Source organism: Micromonospora desertarenae, assembly GCF_056150265.1.
The window spans coordinates 40,182-62,538 of record NZ_JAXCFQ010000022.1 but is presented as its reverse complement, the minus strand read 5'-3'; the positions used below and the strand labels follow the sequence as shown (position 1 = coordinate 62,538).

General features: G+C 73.6%; 18 protein-coding genes. 8 read left to right on the top strand and 10 right to left on the bottom strand.

The genetic code is table 11. The features are described from left to right. Window positions 1-120: 120 nt before the first annotated feature. From iolC to iolD, 4 genes are all read left to right on the top strand, one after another. Window positions 121-1,122 (top strand): 5-dehydro-2-deoxygluconokinase, encoded by a 1,002-nt coding sequence (gene iolC / locus SM577_RS30675; RefSeq protein WP_474588612.1) that lies wholly within the window; start codon window positions 121-123, stop codon window positions 1,120-1,122. Continuing rightward, window positions 1,119-2,006 carry a Cgl0159 family (beta/alpha)8-fold protein gene (locus SM577_RS30670; RefSeq protein WP_302922054.1) on the top strand — a complete coding sequence of 296 codons (888 nt, stop codon included), beginning with the start codon at window positions 1,119-1,121 and terminating at the stop codon, window positions 2,004-2,006. Before iolC ends, SM577_RS30670 begins: the two co-directional genes overlap by 4 nt. Window positions 2,007-2,082: 76 nt before the next feature. Continuing rightward, a complete protein-coding gene (gene iolB / locus SM577_RS30665; protein ID WP_474588611.1) occupies window positions 2,083-2,979 on the top strand; it encodes a 5-deoxy-glucuronate isomerase in 897 nt (298 codons plus the stop codon). Then, entirely contained in the window at window positions 2,979-4,823 is a 1,845-nt protein-coding gene (iolD, locus tag SM577_RS30660; protein WP_474588610.1) for a 3D-(3,5/4)-trihydroxycyclohexane-1,2-dione acylhydrolase (decyclizing), read from the top strand. Before iolB ends, iolD begins: the two co-directional genes overlap by 1 nt. A 48-nt stretch (window positions 4,824-4,871) precedes the next feature. On the opposite strand, the gene SM577_RS30655 is transcribed toward iolD, so the two are convergent. From SM577_RS30655 to msrB, 5 genes are all read right to left on the bottom strand, one after another. Then, the gene (locus SM577_RS30655) at window positions 4,872-5,753 is read right to left on the bottom strand and encodes a redoxin domain-containing protein (protein ID WP_474588609.1); all 882 of its coding nucleotides are present in this window, start codon (window positions 5,751-5,753) and stop codon (window positions 4,872-4,874) included. Between the two features lie 93 nt (window positions 5,754-5,846). Beyond that, window positions 5,847-6,995: a low temperature requirement protein A gene (locus SM577_RS30650; RefSeq protein WP_474588608.1), complete on the bottom strand. Its 1,149-nt coding sequence runs from the start codon at window positions 6,993-6,995 to the stop codon at window positions 5,847-5,849. 232 nt (window positions 6,996-7,227) lie between these two features. Further along, window positions 7,228-8,454: an epoxide hydrolase family protein gene (locus SM577_RS30645; RefSeq protein WP_302922049.1), complete on the bottom strand. Its 1,227-nt coding sequence runs from the start codon at window positions 8,452-8,454 to the stop codon at window positions 7,228-7,230. A gap of 119 nt (window positions 8,455-8,573) precedes the next feature. Then, the gene (gene msrA, locus SM577_RS30640; RefSeq protein WP_302922048.1) at window positions 8,574-9,092 is read right to left on the bottom strand and encodes a peptide-methionine (S)-S-oxide reductase MsrA; all 519 of its coding nucleotides are present in this window, start codon (window positions 9,090-9,092) and stop codon (window positions 8,574-8,576) included. Then, window positions 9,089-9,556 carry a peptide-methionine (R)-S-oxide reductase MsrB gene (gene msrB / locus SM577_RS30635; RefSeq protein ID WP_474580016.1) on the bottom strand — a complete coding sequence of 156 codons (468 nt, stop codon included), beginning with the start codon at window positions 9,554-9,556 and terminating at the stop codon, window positions 9,089-9,091. Before msrB ends, msrA begins: the two co-directional genes overlap by 4 nt. Window positions 9,557-9,840: 284 nt before the next feature. On the opposite strand from msrB, the gene SM577_RS30630 reads away from it, so the two are divergent. Further along, entirely contained in the window at window positions 9,841-11,043 is a 1,203-nt protein-coding gene (locus SM577_RS30630; RefSeq protein WP_302922046.1) for a low temperature requirement protein A, read from the top strand. A gap of 50 nt (window positions 11,044-11,093) precedes the next feature. Here the strand turns inward: SM577_RS30630 and katG are convergent, their stop codons facing one another. After that, window positions 11,094-13,292, bottom strand: a complete 2,199-nt coding sequence (gene katG / locus SM577_RS30625) for a catalase/peroxidase HPI (RefSeq protein WP_474588607.1) — start codon at window positions 13,290-13,292, stop codon at window positions 11,094-11,096. A 470-nt stretch (window positions 13,293-13,762) separates the two neighbouring features. Then, complete coding sequence (locus tag SM577_RS30620; RefSeq protein ID WP_302922044.1) at window positions 13,763-14,389, bottom strand: CGNR zinc finger domain-containing protein; 627 nt, start codon at window positions 14,387-14,389, stop codon at window positions 13,763-13,765. A 95-nt stretch (window positions 14,390-14,484) separates the two neighbouring features. On the opposite strand from SM577_RS30620, the gene SM577_RS30615 reads away from it, so the two are divergent. The 3 genes from SM577_RS30615 (at window position 14,485) to SM577_RS30605 (ending at window position 18,604) form a co-directional block, all read left to right on the top strand. Beyond that, window positions 14,485-15,231 (top strand): metallophosphoesterase, encoded by a 747-nt coding sequence (locus SM577_RS30615; RefSeq protein ID WP_474588606.1) that lies wholly within the window; start codon window positions 14,485-14,487, stop codon window positions 15,229-15,231. Between the two features lie 3 nt (window positions 15,232-15,234). Beyond that, on the top strand, window positions 15,235-15,876 hold the full coding sequence (locus tag SM577_RS30610) for a LysE family translocator (protein WP_474588605.1): 642 nt from the start codon (window positions 15,235-15,237) through the stop codon (window positions 15,874-15,876). 301 nt (window positions 15,877-16,177) lie between these two features. Beyond that, window positions 16,178-18,604, top strand: coding sequence for a M14 family metallopeptidase (locus SM577_RS30605; RefSeq protein WP_474588604.1), 2,427 nt, complete (start codon window positions 16,178-16,180; stop codon window positions 18,602-18,604). Window positions 18,605-18,738: 134 nt separating this feature from the next. On the opposite strand, the gene SM577_RS30600 is transcribed toward SM577_RS30605, so the two are convergent. The 3 genes from SM577_RS30600 to SM577_RS30590 all read right to left on the bottom strand — a co-directional run bounded on the left by SM577_RS30600 (window position 18,739) and on the right by SM577_RS30590 (window position 22,310). Next, entirely contained in the window at window positions 18,739-20,580 is a 1,842-nt protein-coding gene (locus SM577_RS30600; RefSeq protein WP_474588603.1) for a glycoside hydrolase family 15 protein, read from the bottom strand. Between the two features lie 76 nt (window positions 20,581-20,656). Continuing rightward, complete coding sequence (locus SM577_RS30595) at window positions 20,657-21,613, bottom strand: TIGR03885 family FMN-dependent LLM class oxidoreductase (protein ID WP_474588602.1); 957 nt, start codon at window positions 21,611-21,613, stop codon at window positions 20,657-20,659. Between the two features lie 70 nt (window positions 21,614-21,683). Beyond that, window positions 21,684-22,310: a universal stress protein gene (locus SM577_RS30590; RefSeq protein ID WP_302922038.1), complete on the bottom strand. Its 627-nt coding sequence runs from the start codon at window positions 22,308-22,310 to the stop codon at window positions 21,684-21,686. Between the last annotated feature and the right edge of the window lie 47 nt (window positions 22,311-22,357).

Sequence of the window (22,357 nt, the reverse complement as noted above, 5' to 3'; positions counted from 1 at the left end):
CGAGCGCAGAGCGCGGATGTCATGACAACACATTGACACAACTCGCACGGCACTGTTACCAATCAGGGACGGCAACGAGCCGGCGGGTACGCCGACGCCGGCCGGGACGGAGGGCGCCGCATGCTCGATGTGCTCACCATCGGCCGGGTCGGGGTGGACATCTATCCGTTGCAGATCGCCACGCCGCTGGCCGAGGTCGAGAGGTTCGGCCGGTTCCTCGGCGGCAGCCCCACCAACGTGGCGGTGGCGGCCAGCCGGCAGGGGCTGCGCGCGGGAGTGATCACCCGCACCGGCGCCGACGCGTTCGGCGACTACGTGCACCGGGCGCTGCGCGAGTACGGGGTGGACGACAGCCAGGTCCACCCGGTCGACGGGCTGCCCACTCCGGTCACCTTCTGCGAGATCTTCCCGCCGGACCACTTCCCGCTCTGGTTCTACCGCACGCCCACCGCCCCGGACCTGCAGATCCACGCCGACGAGCTGGACCTGGAGGCGATCGTGGCCGCGCGCGTCTTCTGGCTCACCGGCACCGGGCTGTGCCAGCAACCCAGCCGCGCCGCGCACGGCGCCGCGCTGGACGCCCGGGACGGCCGCCCGCACACCGTGCTGGACCTCGACTACCGGCCGATGTTCTGGCCCGACCCGGCCACCGCCACCGCGGCCGTCGCCGAGGTGCTGCCCCGGGTCACCGTCGCCGTCGGCAACCTCGACGAGGTGGAGGTCGCGGTCGGCACCCGCGACCCGGACCGGGCCGCGGACCTGCTGCTGGCCCGCGGGCCCCGGCTCGCCGTGGTCAAGCTCGGGCCCGCCGGGGTGCTCGCCCGCACCGGGCAGCAGAGCGTACGGGTGCCGCCGGTGCCGGTGGAGGTGGTCAACGGGCTGGGCGCCGGCGACGCCTTCGGCGGGGCGCTCTGCCTCGGGCTGCTGCGTGGCTGGCCGCTGGAGCGGACCCTGCGCTTCGCCAACGCCGCCGGCGCCATCGTCGCCTCCCGCCTGGCCTGTTCCGCCGCCATGCCCGACTACGCCGAGACCGCGGCGCTGGCCGAGACCGCGGCGCTGGCCGGGGACGCCGCGCCACCGCCCGCGCCGCCGACCGCCGTCCTGACAGGAGAAGACCGGTGAGCACCGAGTACGCCGCGCTGACCCGCACCCGCGCGCACCGGCCGCAGGCGATCGCCGAAGCCGCCGCCCGCCGTACCCGCCGGCCCTGGCCCGAGCCCGGCCGGCCGCTGTTCGTCATCGCCGCCGACCACCCGGCCCGGGGCGCGCTCGGGGTGCGGGACCGGCCGATGGCCATGGCCGGCCGGGCGGACCTGCTCGACCGGCTGCGCCTGGCGCTGTCCCGGCCCGGTGTCGACGGCGTGCTCGGCACCCCCGACATCCTGGAGGACCTGCTGCTGCTGGGTGCGCTGGAGAACCGGCTGGCGATCGGCTCGATGAACCGCGGCGGCCTCTCCGGCGCCACCTTCGAACTCGACGACCGGTTCACCGCGTACGACGCCGACAGCATCGCCGCGATGCGCTACGACGGCGGCAAGATGCTCTGCCGCATCGACCCGGACGACCCGGGCACCGCCTCCACCCTGCAGGCCTGCGCCCAGGCGGTCACCGCGCTGGCGGCCCACCGCACCGTCGCCCTGGTCGAGCCGCTCTGGGTGGCCCGCGCGAACGGCCGGGTCAGCGCCGACCTGCGCCCCGAGGCGGTCATCAAGGGGGTCAGCGTCGGGCAGGCGCTCGGCGCGACCAGCGCGTACACCTGGTTGAAGCTGCCGGCGATCGACGAGATGGAGGCGGTGATGGCCGCGACCACGCTGCCGGTCCTGCTGCTCGGCGGCGACCCGGTGGAGGCGCCGGACGTGGTGTACGCGCGGTGGCAGCGGGCGCTGCGGCTGCCCGGCGTGCGCGGCCTGGTGGTCGGCCGGGCGCTGCTCTACCCGCCGGACGACGACGTGGCCGCCGCGGTGGACCTGGCCGGCTCGCTGCTGCCCACCGGGCAGGACGCATGAGCCAGCGGCCGCGAGCGGATCATCAGCACAGCGGGCGTGGAGCCTCGTGCCCGCCGGCAGCGAAGCGAGGACGGGCATGAGGACCGCCGACGCCCACCTGCCCTGGGGCGGCACCGCCCGCACGCCCTGGGCCCTGGAGGTGACCCCCGAGTGGGCCGGCTGGCGGTACGCGGGCCTGCGGGTGCTCACCCTGCCCGCCGGCGGCGAACTGACCTTCGCCACCGGGGCGGAGGAGATGCTGGTGGTGCCGCTGGCCGGGGCGGCCAGCGTGCACTGCGACGGGCTGCGGCTCAACCTGACCGGGCGCGAGTCGGTGTTCGCCGCGGTCACCGACTTCGCCTACCTGCCCCGGGACGCCACCGCGACGATCCGCGGCGCCGGCCGTTTCGCCCTGCCCTCGGCGCGGGCCACCCGCCGGATGTCGCCCCGCTACGGCGCGGCCCGGGACGTGCCGGTGGAGTTGCGCGGTGCCGGGCCGGCCAGCCGGCAGGTCAACAACTTCTGCGCGCCGGACGCCTTCGACTGCGACCGGCTGGTCGCCGTCGAGGTGCTCACCCCCGGTGGCAACTGGTCGTCGTACCCGCCGCACAAGCACGAGGAGGACCGGACCTACGACGACGGGCGGGTGGAGGCGGCGCTGGAGGAGATCTACTACTTCGAGGTGGCCGGCGGCGCGCCCGGCGACGGGCCGGTCGGCTACCAGCGGGTCTACGGCACCGCCGAGCGGCCGATCGACGTGCTGGCCGAGGTGCGCACCGGCGACGTGGTGCTCGTCCCGTACGGCTACCACGGGCCGTCGATGGCCGCGCCCGGCTACCACCTCTACTACCTCAACGTGCTGGCCGGGCCGGGGGCGACCCGGACCATGGCCTGTGTGGACGATCCCCGGCACGGCTGGATCCGGGGCAGCTGGGCCGACCAGCCGGTCGACGAGCGGCTGCCGCTGACCCGGCCCGGAACGAAAGAGGCGTGATGCCCAGGTTGACGGTGGCGCAGGCGGTCGTGACGTTCCTCGCCCGGCAGTTCTCCGAACGCGACGGGCGGCGGCAACGGCTCATCCCGGCCTGCTTCGGCATCTTCGGCCACGGCAACGTCGCCGGCATCGGCGAGGCGCTGGCCGCCGCCGGGGCGGACCTGCCGTACCACCTGTGCCGCACCGAGCAGGGCATGGTGCACACCGCCGCGGCGTACGCCCGGATGACCGACCGGCTGAGCACGCTGGCCTGCACCACCTCGATCGGGCCGGGGGCGACCAACCTGGTCACCGGCGCGGCGGGCGCCACCATCAACCGGCTGCCGGTGCTGCTGCTGCCCGGCGACATCTTCGCCACCCGGGTGGCCAACCCGGTGCTCCAGGAACTGGAGGACCCCCGCTCCTACGACGTCAGCGTCACCGACGCGCTGCGGCCGGTCTCCCGCTACTGGGACCGGATCAACCGGCCGGAGCAGTTGCCGGCGGCGCTGCTGGCCGCGATGCGGGTGCTCACCGACCCGGCGGAGACCGGCGCGGTCACCCTCGCCCTGCCGCAGGACGTGCAGGCCGAGGCGTACGACTGGCCGGACGAGCTGTTCGCCGAGCGGGTCTGGCACGTGCCCCGACCGCTGCCGGACATCGCGGCGCTGGCCCGGGCGGCCGGGATCGTGCGGGCGGCGCGCCGGCCGCTGGTGGTGGCCGGCGGCGGGGTGATCTACAGCGGGGCCACCGAGGCGCTGCGCTGGTTCGCCGAGGAGCACGGGGTGCCGGTGGCCGAGACCCAGGCCGGCACCGGCGCCATGCCGCACGACCATCCGCTGGCCCTCGGCGCGGTCGGGGTCACCGGGACGACCGCGGCCAACGAGATCGCGGCCGGCGCGGACGTGGTGATCGGGGTGGGCACCCGGTACAGCGACTTCACCACGGCCTCCGGCACCCTCTTCGGCGACGGGGTGCGCTTCGTCAACCTCAACATCACCGGCTTCGACGCGGCGAAGCTCTCCGGCACGCAGGTGGTCGGCGACGCCCGGGAGAGCCTGGCCGCCCTGGACGCGGCCTGCGCCGGCTGGGAGACCCCGCCGGACTACCGGGAGCAGGTGACCCGGCTGCGCGAGCGGTGGGTGGCCGTGGCGGACGCCGCCCGGCAGGCCGCCCCGGACGCGGCGCCCAGCCAGACCGCGGTGATCGGCGCGGTCAACGACGCCGCCGGCGACCGGGGCGTGGTGGTCTGCGCTGCCGGGTCGATGCCCGGCGACCTGCACCGGCTGTGGCGCAGCGCCGACCCGAAGAGCTACCACGTCGAGTACGGCTACTCCTGCATGGGCTACGAGATCGCCGGTGGGATCGGGGTGAAGCTCGCCGCGCCGGACCGCGAGGTGTTCGTGCTCGTCGGCGACGGGTCCTACCTCATGCTGCCGAGCGAGCTGGCCACCGCTGTCGCCGAGGGCGTCAAGCTGGTCGTGGTGCTGGTCGACAACTCCGGTTTCGCCTCCATCGGGCGGCTGTCCGAGAGCGTCGGCGCGCACCGGCTCGGCACCGCGTACCTCGACCGGTCGGGGGCGCCGCTGCCGGTCGACCTCGGCGCCAACGCGGCCAGCCTCGGCGCGGAGCTGATCCGGGTGTCCACCATGGCGGAGCTGCGCGCCGCGCTGGACACGGCGACGGCGGCGACGCGCACCACGGTGCTGCACGTGACCACCGACCGGTTCGAGGCCGGCCCCGACGCCGGCGCCTGGTGGGACGTCCCGGTCGCCGAGGTCGCCAGCACGGCGGAGGGGCGGGCGGCGCGGGCCACGTACGAGGCGGGGCGCAAGAGCCGGCGCACCCACCTGCGGCCCAGCTGAACCGGTCGCTCCAGCGGGGCGGCTGAACCGGTCGCCGCGGCGGGGCGGCTAGGGGCCGAACGTGAACACGTGCGGGCGGAAGCCGGGTCGGTCGGTGACCAGGGTCAGCAGGTGGTCGTCGCGGGACGCCCCGGCGACGAGGCGGATCATGGCCGCCCGGTCGATGTGGGCCACCGCGTCCGGGCCGACGTCGGCGCCGCGTTCGGTGCCGATCGGCTCCCCGTCGAGCAGTACGCGGACCGGGACCGGCCGGCCGGGCCCGGGGTCGACGACCAGGTTCACCTCGCCGGCGTTGAAGGGCAGCCCGAGTTCGCCGGTCCCGCCGGCGAGTTCGACGTACTCGCCGCTGCGGCGCCAGTCGCCAGCCACCGCGAAGCTGCCCGGCACCGCCCGGTCGGCGCCCAGGTACGTCTCCGGGGTGATGCCGCGGTAGGACGGCTGGCCGGTCCGGGCGAAGGCCGTCGCCTCGGGGCTGACCGGCGGCAGCCGGGTGCCGGGTGCCCGGACCTCGATCAGCCGCCGGATCTCCGACTCCACCCGCTCGTAGCCGCCCTCGCCGACCCACCGGTCCACGAGGAGCCCGTCGGGGTCGAAGAGGTACCTCGCCGGCCAGGCGTCGTTGCGCAGGGCCCGCCAGATCCGGAAGTCGTCGTCCAGCGCGATCGGGTAGGTCAGCTCGTGGTCGCGGATGCCCCGCTCGACGTTCTCGGCGTGCCGGCCGAACTCGAACTCCGGCGCGTGCACCCCGATCACGGTCAGCCCCAGGTCCGCGTAGTCGCGGTGCCACGCCCGCAGGTAGGGCGCGGTGCGGATCCAGTTGACGCAGGTGTACTCCCAGACGTCGACCAGCACCACCCGGCCGCGCAGCGCGTCCGGGGTCAGCGGCGGCGAGTTCACCCACCGCTGGACGGCCAGCGCGGGGAGCAGCATCCGCCGATTGTCCCGCCGGCGGGACCGGTCGTGGGGCGGCCCGTCCGGCTACTCACCCGGACGAGGCTTCGCCGGCGTGGGTGACCCCGGCGGTCAGTCCGGCGGTGACGGCGGCTCGGCCGGATGCCGCCGGGCACGGACCGTGTCGGCCCCGGCGACCCCGACGAGCACCGCGAGGGCGGCGGCGGCGACCAGCAGCGGCGGCGCCAGCAGCAGCGGTGGCGCCAGGACGGCCAGCACCAGGATGCCGGTCAGCAGTGGCCGGGACACCCGGGCGAACACGGTGTACTCGAAGCCGGCCCGCCCGGCCAGGAACAGCGCGGGTCCGCCGAGGATGGCGGCGACCCAGGCCGGTTCGGCGGCGTCGAGGGGATGGGCGATGACGAGTTCGTCGCCCACCGCGGTGGCCACGATGCCGGCCAGCATGATCAGGTGGGCGAGCGCCGCCCACCGGGCCAGGCTGTCCGGTCTGCCGGCCGCGGTGATGGCGTCGGGCAGCAGGTTCCCGGCCCGGTAGACGTAGATCCGCCAGAACAGCACGGTGCCGGCGAACGCCACCACGAACGCCACGATCCGGTCGCCCGCGAAGCCGGTGCCGCCCAGGGTCAGCGCGGTGACCAGGATCAGCTCGCCCAGCGCGATGATGAAGAGCTGCCGGTACCGCTCGGCCAGGTGCTCGGCCAGCACGGGGAAGTCCGATTCCGGTGAGCGGCCCAGCCCCGGCGTGGGGAAGCGGAGGATCCCGCCGGTGTAGTCGATGGCGACCGCCAGCGCCCAGAGGGCCGGCCGGGCCGTACCGGCCGCGAGCGCGCCGGCGAACCACGGCACCGCCGACACGCCGAACCAGAACAGCAGCCGCAGGCTCCGGCGCTGCAACTGGTGGCCGCGCAGGGCGAGGACGAAGTAGACCTGCCGACCGACGTGGATGGCCACGTACGCCCCGGCGAAGACCAGACCCCGCGCGCCGAACGCCTCGGGCAGCGCGGCCACCATCAGCAGGCTGCCGAGCATGGTGGCGGTGACCAGGAACTGGATCTCCATGCGCTGCGGGTCGTACAGGTTGGTCGTCCAGGTGGTGATGCTCCAGGTCCACCACATCGCCAACAGCAGCACCAGCGTCTGGAAGGCGCCGCCCCAGCCGAGATCCCGCATCAGCCCCCGGGAGAGCTGCACGAGGGTGGCGACGAACACCAGGTCGAAGAAGAGCTCCAGGAAGATCGCCCGCCGCGGCCCGCCGGGCATCCGCAGCAGCCTGCCCCCGCCCGTCGTCACCGGCCCGCCCGTCCTGCCGGCTCGATCCCACCCGCGACACCCGGTGGCGACGCGGCCGGGATCCGTGCCGCGTACCGGGGGCAGGACGGCGAGCCGGAGCACCCGGCGAGGCGGCGGTGGTCACGCCTGCGCCCGGTGCTCCGGCTCGCCGAGGAGTCGGTGCCGGTTCGTCGGAACAAGGACCCGTGGTCGGCGCGTCGGCTCAGCGCAGCGACCGGAAGGCGCCGCGCAACTCCTGCGACAGCAGTTGCGGCTGTTCCCAGGCCGCGAAGTGACCGCCCCGGTCGAGCTTGTTGTAGTGGATCAGGTTCGGATAGGCCCGCTCCGCCCAACTGCGCGGCGTCTCGTAGAGCTCGTCGGGGAAGACGCTCACGGCGGCGGGCACGGTGACGCCCTTGGCGGCGAAGAAGGAGTACGCGTTCTCCCAGTAGATCCGGGCCGAGGAGACCCCGGTGTTCGTCAACCAGAACAGGGTGATGTTGTCGAGGACGTCGTCCCGCGACAGGCCCACCTGCTCTCCGGCGAAGGACCGGCAGATCAGGTCCAGGCTGGCCGCGTCGTGGTCGAGCATGTAGCTGGCGAGCGCGACGGGCGAGTCGGCCAGCCCGGTCAGCGTCTCCGGGCGCGTACCCATCATCAGGGCGTAGGCGGAGTGCTTCCAGAAGAAGTCCAACTGCTCGCAGGTACGCTTCTCCTCGTCGGAGAGACCGGCGGGCAGCTTGCCGAGCGCGTTGTTCGCCCCGGTGATGTCGGACTGGAACAGCGCGTCGATGTCGGGCGGAATCGCGCCGGGCATGTTGGTGTGGATGCCGATCAGCCCCGGCGGCTTCTGCAACGCCAGCAGGTCGGTGATCAGGGCTCCCCAGTCGCCGCCCTGCGCCACGTAGCGGGTGTAGCCGAGGCGGTCCATCAGTTGCGCCCAGGCGCGCGCGACCCGGTCCGGGCCCCAGCCGGGCGCGGTCGGCTTGCCGGAGAACCCGAAACCGGGCAGCGACGGGATCACCAGGTGGAAGGCGTCCGACGCGTCCCCGCCGTGCGCCGTGGGATCGGTGAGCGGGCCGACGATCTTCAGCTGCTCGATCACCGAACCGGGCCAGCCGTGCGTGACGATCAGCGGCAGCGCGTCGTCGTGCCGGGAACGGACGTGGACGAAGTGGATGTCGAGCCCGTCGATCTCGGTGACGAAGTTCGGCAGGCTGTTCAGCCGCGCCTCGACCCGGCGCCAGTCGTACTCCTTCTCCCAGTAGCGCGCCAGCGCCTGGATCGTCTCGAGCGGCACACCCTGCGACTGGTCGCCGACGGTCTCCCGCTCCGGCCAGCGGGTGGCCGCGATGCGCTGCCGCAGCGCCGTCAGTTCCGCCTCGGGGATCTCTACCGTGAACGGCCGGATCCCGGCAACGTCCACCCGCGCTTCGGTCTTGACCGCCATGGGTGGCCACCCTTCCGTGAGTCGAGGTGCTGGAGTCGAGCCCCGGATACCACCTGGCGTGCCGTCTACACCTGGCCGGCCCGCGGGCGGCCGCGCCCGGCGATCGGCCCCGGTCGGTGTCAGCCGGCGTTCTCCCCGCGTCGGGGCAGCTTCCAGTCCGGCCGGACGTAGTGGCAGGTGTAGCCGCCGGGGTTGCGCTCCAGGTAGTCCTGGTGCTCCGGCTCGGCCTCCCAGAACGGCCCGGCCGGGCTAACCTCGGTGACCACCTTGCCCGGCCACAGGCCCGAGGCGTCGACGTCGGCGATGGTGTCCTCCGCGACCTGCCGCTGCTGCTCGTCGGTGTAGAAGATGGCCGACCGGTAGCTCAGGCCCACGTCGTTGCCCTGGCGGTTCTTCGTGGTCGGGTCGTGGACCTGGAAGAAGAACTCCAGCAGGTCACGGTAGGAGAGTCGCTGCGGGTCGTAGACGATCTCGATCGCCTCGGCGTGGGTCCCGTGGTTCCGGTACGTCGCGTTCGGCACGTCCCCGCCGGTGTATCCCACCCTGGTGTCCAGCACGCCGGGGCGTTTGCGGATGAGGTCCTGCATGCCCCAGAAGCAGCCGCCGGCCAGAATCGCCTTCTCCGTCTTCTCCGTCATCGCTTCCGCTCCCCGTCCGGGTGCTCGAACAACGTGCGGTATTCGCCGTAGCCTTCGCGCTCGAGGTCGTCGCGCCGGACGAACCGGAGCGCCGCAGAGTTCATGCAGTACCGCATCCCACCGGTCTCCACCGGACCGTCGTCGAACACGTGCCCGAGGTGACTGTCCCCGCGCGCCGACCGGACCTCGATGCGGAACATGCCGAGGCTCGAATCCTGCACCTCGACCACGTTCCGCCGGTCGATCGGCTTGCTGAAGGTGGGCCAGCCGGTGCCGCTGTCGTACTTGTCGACGGACGCGAACAGGGGCTCACCGGACACCACGTCGACGTAGATGCCCGGTTCCTTGTTGTCCCAGTACGCGTTGGCGAAGGGCGGCTCCGTGCCGGCTTCCTGGGTGACGCGGTACTGCTCCGGCGACAGCCGGGAGATCGCCTCAGCGCTCTTGCGGTACTCGTGTGACACCGTCGTTCCTCTCGGATCGGTCCTCGGCAGGAGGGGCCGGGTCAACGGGCCGGCAGCGCGCCCCGGACGCGTACCCCGCCCGCGGACGACTAACCGCGGTCGCGGCTGGGGGCCGGTGGGCACGGGGCGAAGTCCGGAATCGCCGTTCCCGGGACGGCTCGCCGCGGCCGCACCGATAATCCTCGCGGGCCCGGCGACCGGCAGGCCGTACGCCCGGCGGCGCGGGGGCGCCCCACGGCGCGGCTTCGCCCACGACCGGGTGCGACGGCGGCGGGGAGGCCGGGATGACGACCGGGGGCAGCACCGAGTTGGTCCGCCGGCCGAACGCCTCGAACCGGGCCACCCTGCTGGAACTGCTCTTCGACGTCGTCTTCGTGGCCGCCCTCGCGCTGGTCTCGATGCTGATCGCCGAGCGGGACTCGTGGGCCGGCGTCGGGCCGGTCGTGCTCATGCTGATGGCGATCTGGTGGACCTGGTCGATCACCTCGACCACCACCGACTTCTACGACCCGGAACAGCGGCCGATCCAGGCCATCCTCATGGTCACCGCGCTCGGTGCCGTGGTGACGGCGGCGGCGCTCGCCTCCGCCGCGCACGCGCTGGTCTTCGCCGTCGGATACGTGACCCCCCACCTGGTACGGGGCCTGGTGCTGGTCGGGGTGCTGCACCAGCACCAGCGCCGGCACCGGCACCGGCACCAGGCCAAGGGACGGGCGGCGCGCTTCCTCTTCTGGTTCCTGGTCTCCGGCGTCTTCTGGATCGCCGGGGCGCTGCTGCCCGGCGCGCCGTGGTGGCAGCTGTGGACCGTCGCGGTGGCGATCGACTACGTCTCGGCGGCGGCGCGCTACCCCACCCCCTGGCTCGGCCGGGTACCGCTCGGGCAGTACGAGATGACCACCGCGCACCTGGGTGAGCGGTACCAGCAGTTCGTCATCCTGGCGCTCGGCGACATCATCCTGGCGCCGACCCTGAAGATCAGCAGCGCGGAGTTCACCCACGCCCGGCTGGCCGCGTTCCTCTGCGCCTTCCTCACCATGCTGCTGCTCTGGCAGGTCTACGTCCTGGGGGCCGGTGCCATCCTGCGGACGCTCTCCGCCCACCTGCTGCGGCGGGCGACCCGGCTGGCGCCGTACACCCATTTGGTGATGTTGGCGGGCGTCGTCTGCACCGCCGCGGGGTTCGACCTGGTCGTCGACCGGCCCACCGGCGACACACCGGCGCGCTGGATCGCCCTGATCGTCGGCGGTCCCGCGCTGTTCCTGGTCGGGCGCACCCTGTTCACCTTCCGGATCATCGGGGTGGTGCCCTGGCACCGGGTGTTCTGGCTGGTGGTGCTCGCTGCCGCGGCACCGTGGGTGGGCGGCTGGCCGCCGGTGCTCGTCACCAGCCTCGTCGTGCTGGTCCTGGCCGCGGTGGTGGTCGGCGACGTGCTGGGCGAGCGGCCGGCACGACCGGCACGGCCGGCGTTGCGCGGGCGGCCCGGCTGAGCCCGGCGGGACGGACGGGCCCCGGTCACGCCGACCGGGGCCCGTACGGATCAGGCGAGGTCGAACCGGTCCAGGTTCATGACCTTGACCCACGCCGCGACGAAGTCCCGGACGAACCGCTCCTGCCCGTCCGCGCTGGCGTAGACCTCGGCGATGCCGCGGAGCTGGGAGTTCGCGCCGAAGACCAGGTCGACGGCGGTGGCCGTCCACCGGAGTTCGCCGGTGGCGCGGTCCCGGCCCTCGTAGACGTTCTCGGTGTCGGTGGCGGCCTTCCACTCCGTGCCGATGTCGAGCAGGTTGCGGAAGAAATCGGTCGTCAACGACTCGGGCCGGTCGGTGAGGACGCCGTGCCGGGTCCGCCCCACGTTGGCGTTCAGCGCCCGCATGCCGCCGACCAGCACGGTCATCTCGGGAGCGGTTAGCGTCAACAGGTTGGCCCGGTCCAGCAGCAGGGTCTCCGGCGACAGCTTCTGGCCGGCGCGCAGGTAGTTGCGGAACCCGTCAGCCCTCGGTTCCAGCACGGCGAACGATTCGACGTCGGTCTGCTCCTGCGCGGCGTCGGTGCGTCCGGGCGAGAACGGCACCGTCACCTCGTGCCCGGCGTTCCGCGCGGCCTGCTCGACGGCCGCGCATCCGGCCAGGACGATCAGGTCGGCGAGCGAGACCTTCTTCCGGCCGGACTGCGCGCTGTTGAAGTCCTGCTGGATCCGCTCCAGGACCGGCAGCACCGTGGCGAGTTCGGCCGGCTCGTTGACCTCCCAGTTCCGCTGCGGCTCCAGGCGGATCCGGGCTCCGTTCGCGCCGCCCCGCATGTCGGTGCCACGGAAGCTCGCCGCCGACGCCCAGGCGGTCCGGACGAGCTGGGGGATGGACAGTCCGGAGGCGAGGACCGTGTTCTTGAGGGTGGCGACGTCCTCGGCCCCGATCAGCTCGTGGTCGACCGCCGGGACCGGGTCCTGCCACAGCTGCGGCTCCGGCACCCACGGGCCGAGGTAACGCGAGGCCGGTCCCATGTCGCGGTGCAGCAGCTTGTACCAGGCCCGGGCGAACGCGTCGGCGAACTGGTCCGGGTTCTCCAGGAAGCGCCGCGAGATGGGTTCGTAGGTCGGGTCGACGCGCAGCGCGATGTCGGTCGTCGCCATCATCGGGGCGTACCGGACGGAGGGGTCGTGGGCCCCGGGTACGGCGTCCGACCCGGCGCCACCCTTCGGCCGCCACTGCTTCGCGCCGGCCGGGCTCTCGCAGACCTCCCACTCGAAGCCGAAGAGCGTCTCGAAGAAGCTGTTGTCCCAGGTGATCGGGGTGGGCGTCCAGGCGCCTTCGAGGCCGCTGGTGATCGTGTCGGCGCCCTTGCCGCTGCCGTAGCTGTTCTTCCAGCCCAGGCCCTGCGCCTCCAGCGGGGCGGCCTCGGGCTCCGGCCCGACGTACTCGTCGGCGCGGGCGGCGCCGTGGGTCTTGCCGAACGTGTGGCCACCGGCGATGAGCGCCACTGTCTCCTCGTCGTTCATCGCCATCCGGCGGAAGGTCTCCCGGATGTCCCGGGCGGCGGCGAGGGGATCCGGGGTGCCGTTGGGGCCCTCCGGGTTCACGTAGATCAGCCCCATCTGGACGGCGCCCAGCGGGGCGGCAAGTTCCCGGTCGCCGCTGTAGCGCTCGTCGCCGAGCCAGGTGTCCTCGGGCCCCCAGAAGACCTCCTCGGGCTCCCAGACGTCCTCCCGCCCGAAGCCGAAGCCGAACGTCTTGAACCCCATCGACTCCAGCGCGCAGTTGCCGGCGAAGACCAGGAGGTCGGCCCAGGAGATCTTCTGACCGTACTTCTGCTTGACCGGCCAGAGCAGCCGGCGCGCCTTGTCGAGGTTCGCGTTGTCCGGCCAGCTGTTGAGCGGGGCGAACCGCTGGGCGCCGTCGCCGCCACCACCGCGGCCGTCCTCGATCCGGTACGTGCCGGCGGAGTGCCAGCTCATCCGGATGAACAGCGGCCCGTAGTGGCCGTAGTCCGCCGGCCACCAGTCCTGCGAGGTCGTCATCACCTCGAAGACGTCCCGCTTGAGCGCCTCGACGTCGAGGCTCTTGAACTCCTGCCGGTAGCTGAACGACTCGCCCAGCGGGTTGGCCCGGGGTGAGTGCTGATGGAGTACCTGCAGGTTCAGCTGGTTCGGCCACCAGTCCTGGTTCGACCTCGGCCGACTCGGCTTCGGCGTCGGGGAGGGGATTGCCGGGTTCTCGCTCTCGCTGCCGTGCTCAGGCACGTCGGTCCTTCTCCTGTCGGTCTCGTTCGGTCAACTGGTTGCTGGCGCCGCGACACGTGACGTACCAGCCCCGCGCCGGTCAGCGCGGGGCACGTGGTACCTGGCCTGATAGGACACTCGGGAAGCTCCCGACGCGGCACCGACGATGGAGCCGGTGCCGGCGTGCGGATGTGCGTGCACCGCGGACAGCGCGGCCAGCCGCGGACGGGTCACGCGGAGCGCGGCCCCGCGCGGCACGCGCTCGACGTCCGAGGTGGCCACGGTGCGCAGTATGCCCGACTTTTTTCTTGACTGCATCAAGAAGCGGCATGGCGCGCGCGACGAGCCGGCGCTCCGGAAACGAGAATCTCCGGGCACCGCACGCGTGCCCGGAGATCGTCGCCCTACCGGTCAGACCCGGCCGCGCGCGGCGCGGCGCAGCCGGCTGATCCCGAGCAGGAGGCCGCCGGTACGGTGCGCGGAGTAGGCGGTCAGTCAGCGTCGGCCGGCCGCCCGGCTCCGGCCTGCTGGCGCTGGTAGTGGCGGGCGACCCGGGCGCGGTTGCCGCAGGACGGCTTGCACCACTGCTGGCGGGCGTGCTCCCGGACGAAGTACCGCACGCACCGCGGCGCCGGGCAGGCGCGCAGCTGCTCCCGTTCGGGGCCGGCCAGGAAGTCGACGGCGGCGCGGGCCAGCGCCGCGGTGAGCCGTAGCCGTGGCTCGGCCGGACCGGCGTGTCGGGTGAGGATCGGCGCCCCGTCGGCGGGCCAGTGCAGCCGGGGGCTGGTGGGCAGCCGGCCGGCGACGTCGTTGAGGTGGCGCACCGCCTCGTCCGGCGTCAGCAGCGACGCGTGGTCGGCCCGGCTGGGCGGTGCCGGCGCCACCGCGCGGGCGAGCAGCGTGCGGACGGCCCGGCGCAGCGCGACCACGTCGAGCCGGGTCCGCTCGTCGGGCAGGTCGGCCGGGGGCGCCAGGTCGTGGTCGTAGCCGCGCAGCGGTTCGGCGTGGTCGCGCAGCCACCGGGCGAGCCCGCCGGTGTCGGCGAGGTCGTCGGTCACGCCGCCGTTGCCGTCGTGCCGGATGGTGCCGGCCAGGGCGAGCGTGAGCTGGACGGACATCGTGCCTCCGGGGGTCGCGGGCGTGTTGTGGATCTCCGGGGGGCCAGTGTAGCGTCCCTAACGGCAAAAGCAGCGTAACCCGTTAGGGAGCCCTCGTGCTGACCATCGCGCACCTCAGCGACACCCACCTCGACGACCATCCGCGCTCGGCGGAGCGGACCGCCCGGGTCATGGACCACCTGCACAACCTGGCCCGGCCGGTGGACGCCATCCTGATCACCGGGGACATCGCCGACCACGGGCAGGTGTCCGAGTACGAGTTGGCCGCGAAGCTCTTCGCCTCGCCGCAGCCGGTGCTGGTCTGCCCGGGAAACCACGACGTGCGCGACGCCTACCGCAAGGGGCTGCTGGGCGAAACCGGCGGCGGCGACGGGCCGATCAACAGCCGGCACGACGTCGGCGGCGCCACCTTCCTGCTCGCCGACTCCAGCATCCCCGGCCGCGACGACGGTCACCTGGACGAGGAGACCATGGGCTGGCTGCGGGAGCAGCTCGCCTCGGTGGCGGCCGACGTCCCGGTCTTCATCGCCTTCCACCACCCGCCGGTCGCGCTGCACCACCCGGTCATCGACGACATGCGGCTGCTGCCCACGGACCCGCTCGCCGAGCTGGTGGCCGCCCACCCGCAGATCGTCGCCGTGCTGACCGGGCACTTCCACACGGCCGCGGCGAGCACCTTCGCCGGCCGCCCGCTGCGGATCGCGCCCGGCGTCGTCTCGACCCTACGGATGCCGTGGGAGGGCGAGGGGACGCTGACCGACCAGCGGCAACCGCCGGGCATCGCCTTCCACGTGTACGACGACACCGGCCTGCTGACCACCCACTACCGGGTGGTGGTCTGACCGGTGACCGGGGCCGGCATGCTGGGCTTCGCGCTCGCCGTCGCGCCGATCACGCTCACCCCCGGCACCAGCTTCGCGCTGGTCGTCTCCCGGGTGGGCGCCGGCGGCCGGCGCCAGGGCTGGTGGGTGATCCTCGGTACGGTGACCGGGATCTACCTGCACGCGGCGCTGGCCGCGGCCGGTCTGGCGGCGCTGGTGCTGCGCTCGTCGCAGGCGTTCTGGATCGTCAAGCTGGCCGGCACCGGCTATCTCGTCGGGCTCGGTGTCTGGCTGCTGGTCTCCGCCGCCCGCCGGCGGCCCGCCGCACCCGGCCGGCCGTCCGCCCGGGCCGGGTGGCGCCGGCTCGCCGGCCGGGCTCGGCACCCGTACCCGCAGGGGCTGCTCGGGAACGTGCTGAATCCCAAGGCGGCGGCCGTCTACCTGACGCTGGCCCCGCAGTTCCTCGACCCGTCCGGGCCGGTGCTGGCGCCGATGCTGCTGCTGGCCACCGCGCACGCCGTGCTGCACACCGGGTGGCTGGCCGGCTGGACGGCGGTCACCGGGGCGGCCGCCCGGCTGCTGCGGACCGAGCGGGTGCGCCGGGCGCTGGACCGGGTCACCGGCGTCGTTCTCGTCGGGCTGGGCGTACGGTCCGCGCTGAACTGACCGGCACCCGGAGCCGGACCTTACCCGGAGGATTGACAGACCACTTTGTCGACACTGAGGATTGGCTCAGTCCACCGACCGCAACCGGAACATCCTCCCGTCCACCACTCGACGGCGCTTCCGCAACTCGGCGATGCGGGCAGCGTCGGTCCGCCGCAACCGGACACCATCACCTTCCTTCCACCGGGTCGTGACGCCGCCAGCGCGGCGCGCGACCGACGGGGCGGAGCCGCGTACCCCGGGCGGGGCCCCTCGGCCAGCTCATTCGGTCACCCATGCCGAGCAACAGAAGGGTCGACAGATGCGTGATCCCCTAGGTCCCCGGTGGCGACGCCGCCTTCCGCTCCCCGCCGCGCTGGCCGGGGCCATGGCCGTGGTGCTGCTGGTCAGCCCGGCCTCGGCCACCGCACCGCCGGCCGCACCCTCGGTCGACCTGGTCCGGGTCGGCGACGAGGAGGCGAACGTCGTCGAGGTGCTGCTCGACGGCACCGCCCAGTTGGACGCCCTGGTCGCGACCGGCGTCGACCTCGACCACCACGTCAGCCGGACCGAGGACGGCGTGGTCGCGCACGCGGTCATCACGGCCAGCGAGGGCGCCGCGCTGACCGCCGCCGGGTTCCGGCTCGGCAAGGTGCTGCACCGGCCCGCCGACGCCCAGGCCCGGGTGGCCGAGCGCGCGGCGACCATCGCCGAGCACGTCGCCGACAACCGGCAGTTCGCCGCCGCGGCGGCCAACCCGACCGCGCCGGACGTCTCCGACGTCAAGATCATCCGGGCCGACTACTACACCTCCGGCACCGACCAGATCCTGTCCGTGGAGGCGAAGTGGGCGCAGGGCCAGACGGTCGCCACCCCGCTCACCGTCGAGCGGGACAGCGGCCCGGGCACCGCTTTCGGCTCCGGAGGTACGCAGACCATCTCCCGCTTCGTCGACGCCGGCGTCTACCTGTACCACCGGGGCGCCGCCACCGTGACCACCCGTCCGGACCGCGTCCGGATCACCAGCCCGACCGGTGACGTCGCCATCGCCACCGTCCGGGAGTGGTTGCCGACCCCGGGCGACGGCCCGGAGGGGCCCGGCTACCAGAAGGACTTCGTCACCAGCTACCTGACCCCCACCGAGCTGTACGCGCGGATCCACCAGCTGGCCGCCGAGTTCCCGGACCTGGCGGAGATCGTGGAGCTGCCGTACAAGACCAACGGCTACCGGCGGCACGCGCAGGCCGTGCTCGGCACCGCCACCGCCAGCCGGGTCGCGGTGGACTCGCTGGCCTGGGGCCACGAGGGCGGCAACGACGTCTCGGTGGAGCTCGCCGACCCGGGCGCGCCGAACACGCCGCTGTCGGTGAGTGTCGCCGGCTCGGCGGTCCGGGTGACCCTGGGCACCGACTCCGCCGGCACGGTCACCAGCACCGCCGCCCAGGTGGTGGCCGCGCTCAACGCCGGCGCCGGGTCGCTGCTGCGGGCGTACACCTATCGGGGCAGCCCGGGCACCGGCGTGGTCGCGCCGGCCGCGCGGACCCCGCTCACCGACGGGCTGAGCGCGCCGGCCAGCGTCTCCCGCGAGCCGCACCCGGTGTACGCGATCCGGATCGGCAAGCACCGCGACGATTCCAAGCTCGGCGTGCTGGCCTACGCCCAGGAGCACGCCCGGGAGTGGGTGCCGCCGCTGGTCACCATCGAAACCGCCGAGCGACTGCTGCGCAACTACGGCCACGACGGGCAGACCAAGCAGCTGCTGAACAACCTCGACATCTGGATCGCGCCGTCGGTCAACCCGGACGGTGGGCACTACTCGTTCTACGACTTCAACTCGCAGCGCAAGAACATGACCAACCACTGCCCGCTGACCGGCTCGGCCGACTTCCTGGCCCGCAACTCGTGGGGTGTGGACAACAACCGCAACTACACCGAGTACAGCCTCTTCGACGGCTACTCCGGCGCGTCGTCGAGCTGCACCAGCGGCACCTACGCCGGCCCGAGCGAGCTGTCCGAGCCGGAGAACCGGAACCTGGACTGGCTGGCGGCCCGCCCGAACATCCGGTTCTCGATGAACCTGCACTCCTCGGGCAACTACTTCATGTGGTCGCCCGGCGCGTACGCGCTGCCGGACCGGGTCTCGGCGCCGCGGCCGACGCTCGCCGAGGAGTCGGCGTTCTGGGGCGCCTCGTCGCGGATCCTCAGCGCCATCAAGCGGCACCGGAACATGGCGGTCACCCCGGCGCGCACCGGCCCGATCTCCGACGTGCTCTACTCGGCGGCCGGCAACTCCGGCGATATGCTCTGGTACAAGTACGGCATCTATGCGTGGAACTTCGAGGTCGGCACCTCCTTCCAGCCGGAGTGGGAGGAGGCGCACGCCGAGACGATGGAGTTCGCCAACGGGCTGGTCGAGCTGATGCGGGTGGCCCGTGACTTCGCCAAGGACAAGCAACGGCCGGCGAGCACGCTGAAGGTCGCGCCCAGCTCCACGCCGGGCATGGTGAACGTGACCTTCGAGACCAGCGAACCGGCGGCGGTCTTCTACACCCTGGACCGGGCCGCCCCGACGTACGACTCGACGCTGTACGGCTCCGCCGGCATCCGCGAGGGCGGGGAGACGCTGACCGTCCCGGCCGGCACCCGGGTGCACTGGTTCTCCGTCGACTCGGCGGGCAACGTGGAGAACAACTACCGCCCGGACGGCAACGGGAAGAACTACCGCAAGGGCACAGCGGTCCTGCCCTAGGGCGGACAGTCGAACATCGCGCACAGGGGGTGTGCGGGGGTTGCCGACCCCGCACACCCCCGCCGCGTCGGCTCGACCGGGCGTACGCCGAGCCGCCGGCGGTGGCCCGAGCCCGCTCCGGATCGGCGTCCCGGTCACCGCCCGGCGGGACGACCCGCCGGCATCCGCCGCGAGCGCTCGGCCCAGGCGTGCAGGGCGTCCCGGTCGCCGGCGGCGTCCAGGTTCAGGGCCGCCTCGATGAGGGCGAGGTGGGTGAACGCCTGGGGATAGTTGCCCAGCGCGGTCCCGTCGGCGGCGAGCTGTTCGGAGTAGAAGCCCAGCGGCCCCGCGTACGCGCTGAGCTGGTCGAAGAGCTGCCGTGCCGGCTTCCGCTCGCCGGCCAGCGCGAGGGCGGAGACCAGTTCGAACGAGCAGAGCAGGAATGCCCCCTCCGCGCCGGGCAGGCCGTCGTCCGCGCGGTACCGGCGGATCAGGGCCGGGCCGATGGCGAGCCGCTGGCGGATCCGGTCGATGGTGGCGAGCATCCGCGGATCGTCGGCGGGGAGGAAGCCGACCAGGGGGATCCGCAGCAGGGCCGCGTCGAGTTCGCTGCTGCCGTACGCCAGCACGAAGCTGCCCACCGACTCGTCGTAACCGCGGTCGAGGACCTCGGCGTGCAGGTCGTCGCGGGCCTGCCGCCAGCGGTCGACGGCGGCGGTGCGGTCGTCGAGCAGATCGGCCAGGCGAACGCCCCGATCGAGGCAGACCCAGGTCATCACCTTCGAGTTGACGTAGTGCCGGCGCGGGCCGCGGATCTCCCAGGCGCCGTGGTCGGGTTCTCGCCACCGCCGGGCCATGGTGTCGACGTGCCACCGCAGCAGCCCCCACTGGTCGCCGGTGAGGTCGCCGGTGAGTTGCTGGTAGACCAGGGCCGCGTCGAGGATGTGACCGTAGGTGTCGAACTGGACCTGGTCGGCGGCCTCGTTGCCGGTGCGGACCGGCCGCGAGTCGGCGTAGCCGGACAGGTGCGGCAGTTCCCGCTCGGTGGTCGTGTGGCCGTGGATGCCGACGAGCGGGGCGAGCGGGTCCGCCCGCGTGGCGCAGATGTCCAGCAGGAAGCGCAGGTACCGCCGGCCCTCCTCGGCATGACCGAGCCGGAACAGGGCGAGCAGCAGCAGGGCCGCGTCCCGGTGCCAGGTGTACCGGTAGTCCCAGTTGCGCACCCCGCCGATCTCCTCGGGCAGCGCGGTGGTGGCGGCGGCCAGCAGCGCGCCGGTCTCGTCGAACGACAGGCCGCGCAGCACCAGGGCGCTGCGCCGGACGGCGTCGGCGGCGAAGCCGGTGTAGTCGCTGCGGCCGGACCAGTCCCGCCAGGTGCGGCAGGTCTGGTCGAGCAGGACGGTCGGGTCCTGCGCCGCCGGTCCCGCGTCGTCGCCGTCGCCGTAGTGGAGCAGGATGGTGACCGTCCGGCCGGCGGGCAGCTCCAGGTCGGCGGTCAGCGCCGTCCCGTCCGCCACGAGCGGCAGGTCGGCGCCGATCCGCAGCGGGACCCCGGAGGCGTGCCACCGGCCGTCGACCCGGGTCCAGCCGGTGCTCCGGGCGCCGTAGCCGGGTCGCGGGACGATCCGCACCGCCAGCCGCACCGCACCGCGCTCGGCCGTCAGTTGGCGGACCAGCACCTTGCCGGCCCGGATCGGTTGGGCCGCGTCGCCCGGCGCGACGGCGAGGAAGTCCCGTCCGACGGCCCGGCCGCCCGGGCCGTCGTACTCGGTGTGCAGCACCAGGGTGTCCGGCAGGTACCGGCGGGCCGGCGTGGGGCAGCCGTCGACGGTGAGCGAGAAGGCACCGCCGACCTGACGGTCGAGCAGCCGGGCGAAGACGGCGTCGCCCTCGAAGTGCGGTACGCAGAGCCACTCGACCGTCCCGTCCGGCGCGACCAGCGCGGCGGTGTGGGTGTCGGAGAGGAAGGCGTACGAGTCGACGGGCGGAAAGCTCATGTCGGCACTCCGCTTCGCTCCGTGCCGTGATGCGGCACCAACGCGCTGAGCTGATGGTCCGCTCGCTGACGCCCGCTCATGGCAGCTCCGGCAGCACCTGGGAGCCGAAGACCTCCAGGAACCGGTCCTGGTCCCGCCCGACGTGGTGCAGAAAGATCTCGTCCACGCCCAGGTCGGCGTACTCGCGCAACCAGTGCGCGTGCCGACCGGGGTCGCTGGAGACCAGCACGTGCTCCCGCATGTCCTCCGGGCGGACGTAGGCGGTGGCCGCGGCGAAATCGGCCGGAGTGGCGAGGTCCCAGCCGAGGTCGCTGCCGAGGACGGCGGTACGCCACTGCTCGTGGGCCACCCGCAGGGCGGTCTCCTCGTCGGCGGCCCAGGACAGGTGCACCTGCAGCAGCACCGGTCCGCCACCCCCGCCGTCCCGGTACGCGTCGACCACCCGCCGTACCCCGTCGACTCCCTGGTTGATGGTGATCAGCCCGTCCGCCCAGGAACCGGCCCAGCGGGCGGTCTCCGGGGTGACCGCCGCCGCGTACACCGGTGGCGGCTGCGCCGGCCGCGACCACAGCACCGCCCGGTCGACGGTGACCAGCCCCCGGTGGTCGACGCACTCGCCGGCGAACAGCGCGCGGATCACCTGGACGCACTCCCGCAGCCGGGCGTTGCGTTCCGGCTTGGCCGGCCACCGGTCGCCGGTGATGTGCTCGTTGAGCGCCTGACCGCTGCCGAGCGCGAGCCAGAACCGTCCCGGGAACATCTCCGCCAGGGTGGCCGCGGCCTGCGCGACGATGGCCGGGTGGTAGCGCTGGCCGGGCGCGTTCACCACGCCCAGCGGCAGGTCGGTACGGGCCAGCGCCGCCCCCAGCCAGGACCAGGCGAACCCGGAGTGGCCCTGCTCCGCGCCGAACGGGGCGAAGTGGTCCGAGCACATGGCGCGGGTGAAGCCGGCCGTGCGCGCCGCCTCGACCAGCCGCAGCAGCGTGCTCGGCGCGAACTGCTCGTGCGAGGCGTGGAAGCCGAAGAGCGGCATGTGCTCCTCCCGCCGTCGGTGCTCCGCCGGGTGCGGGCTACCCGTCCGGGACGCGGGGAAACGATGCTCCTCACCGGTCGGGCAGGCTGCCGAGCAGGACCGCGCGGCTGCTGCGGTGGGCCAGGTCCTCCGCCACGTTGCCGAGCAGTTTCTCGTCGAGCCCGTGCCCCCGCCGTCCGATCACCAGCAGGTCCACGTCGCGGGCGTCGGCGACGGCCAGGATGGCGTCCGCCGGATGGCCGGCGACGATCTCCGTGCTCGCGTCGCCCAGCCCGTCCGGCAGGGTGCGGGCGACCTCGTCCAGCATCCGCCGGGCCCGCTGGCGCTCCGCGTCCGCCTCCAGATCGACCAGATCCGGGTCGGTGACGGTGACCAGCACCAGCTCGCTGGTGGTCCCGGTCAGCGCGTGGGCGACGGCGCGCAGCGCCCGGTCGGAGTCGGGCGAGCCGTCCAGGCCGACCAGCACCCGCAGGCCGGGCCGGGTGGGTGCCGGCGCCCGGGAGCGGACGTCGATCCGCTGCGGAGCGGCCCGGCCGCGCTCGACGGCGATCGGGACGAACAGCGGGCCGAGCAGCCCGCCGACGAGGTACCAGAGCAGGTTGCGGTGCCCGCCGCGGGTGACGAAGACCGCCGCGGTGACCAGTCCCGTCGCCAGCCAGGCCACCAGCGCCAGCAGGCCCCAGCCCAGCTCAGCCATGGTGGCTTCCCGGCATGGGCGGTGCGGGCGGGTGGGTCATGCCGGTG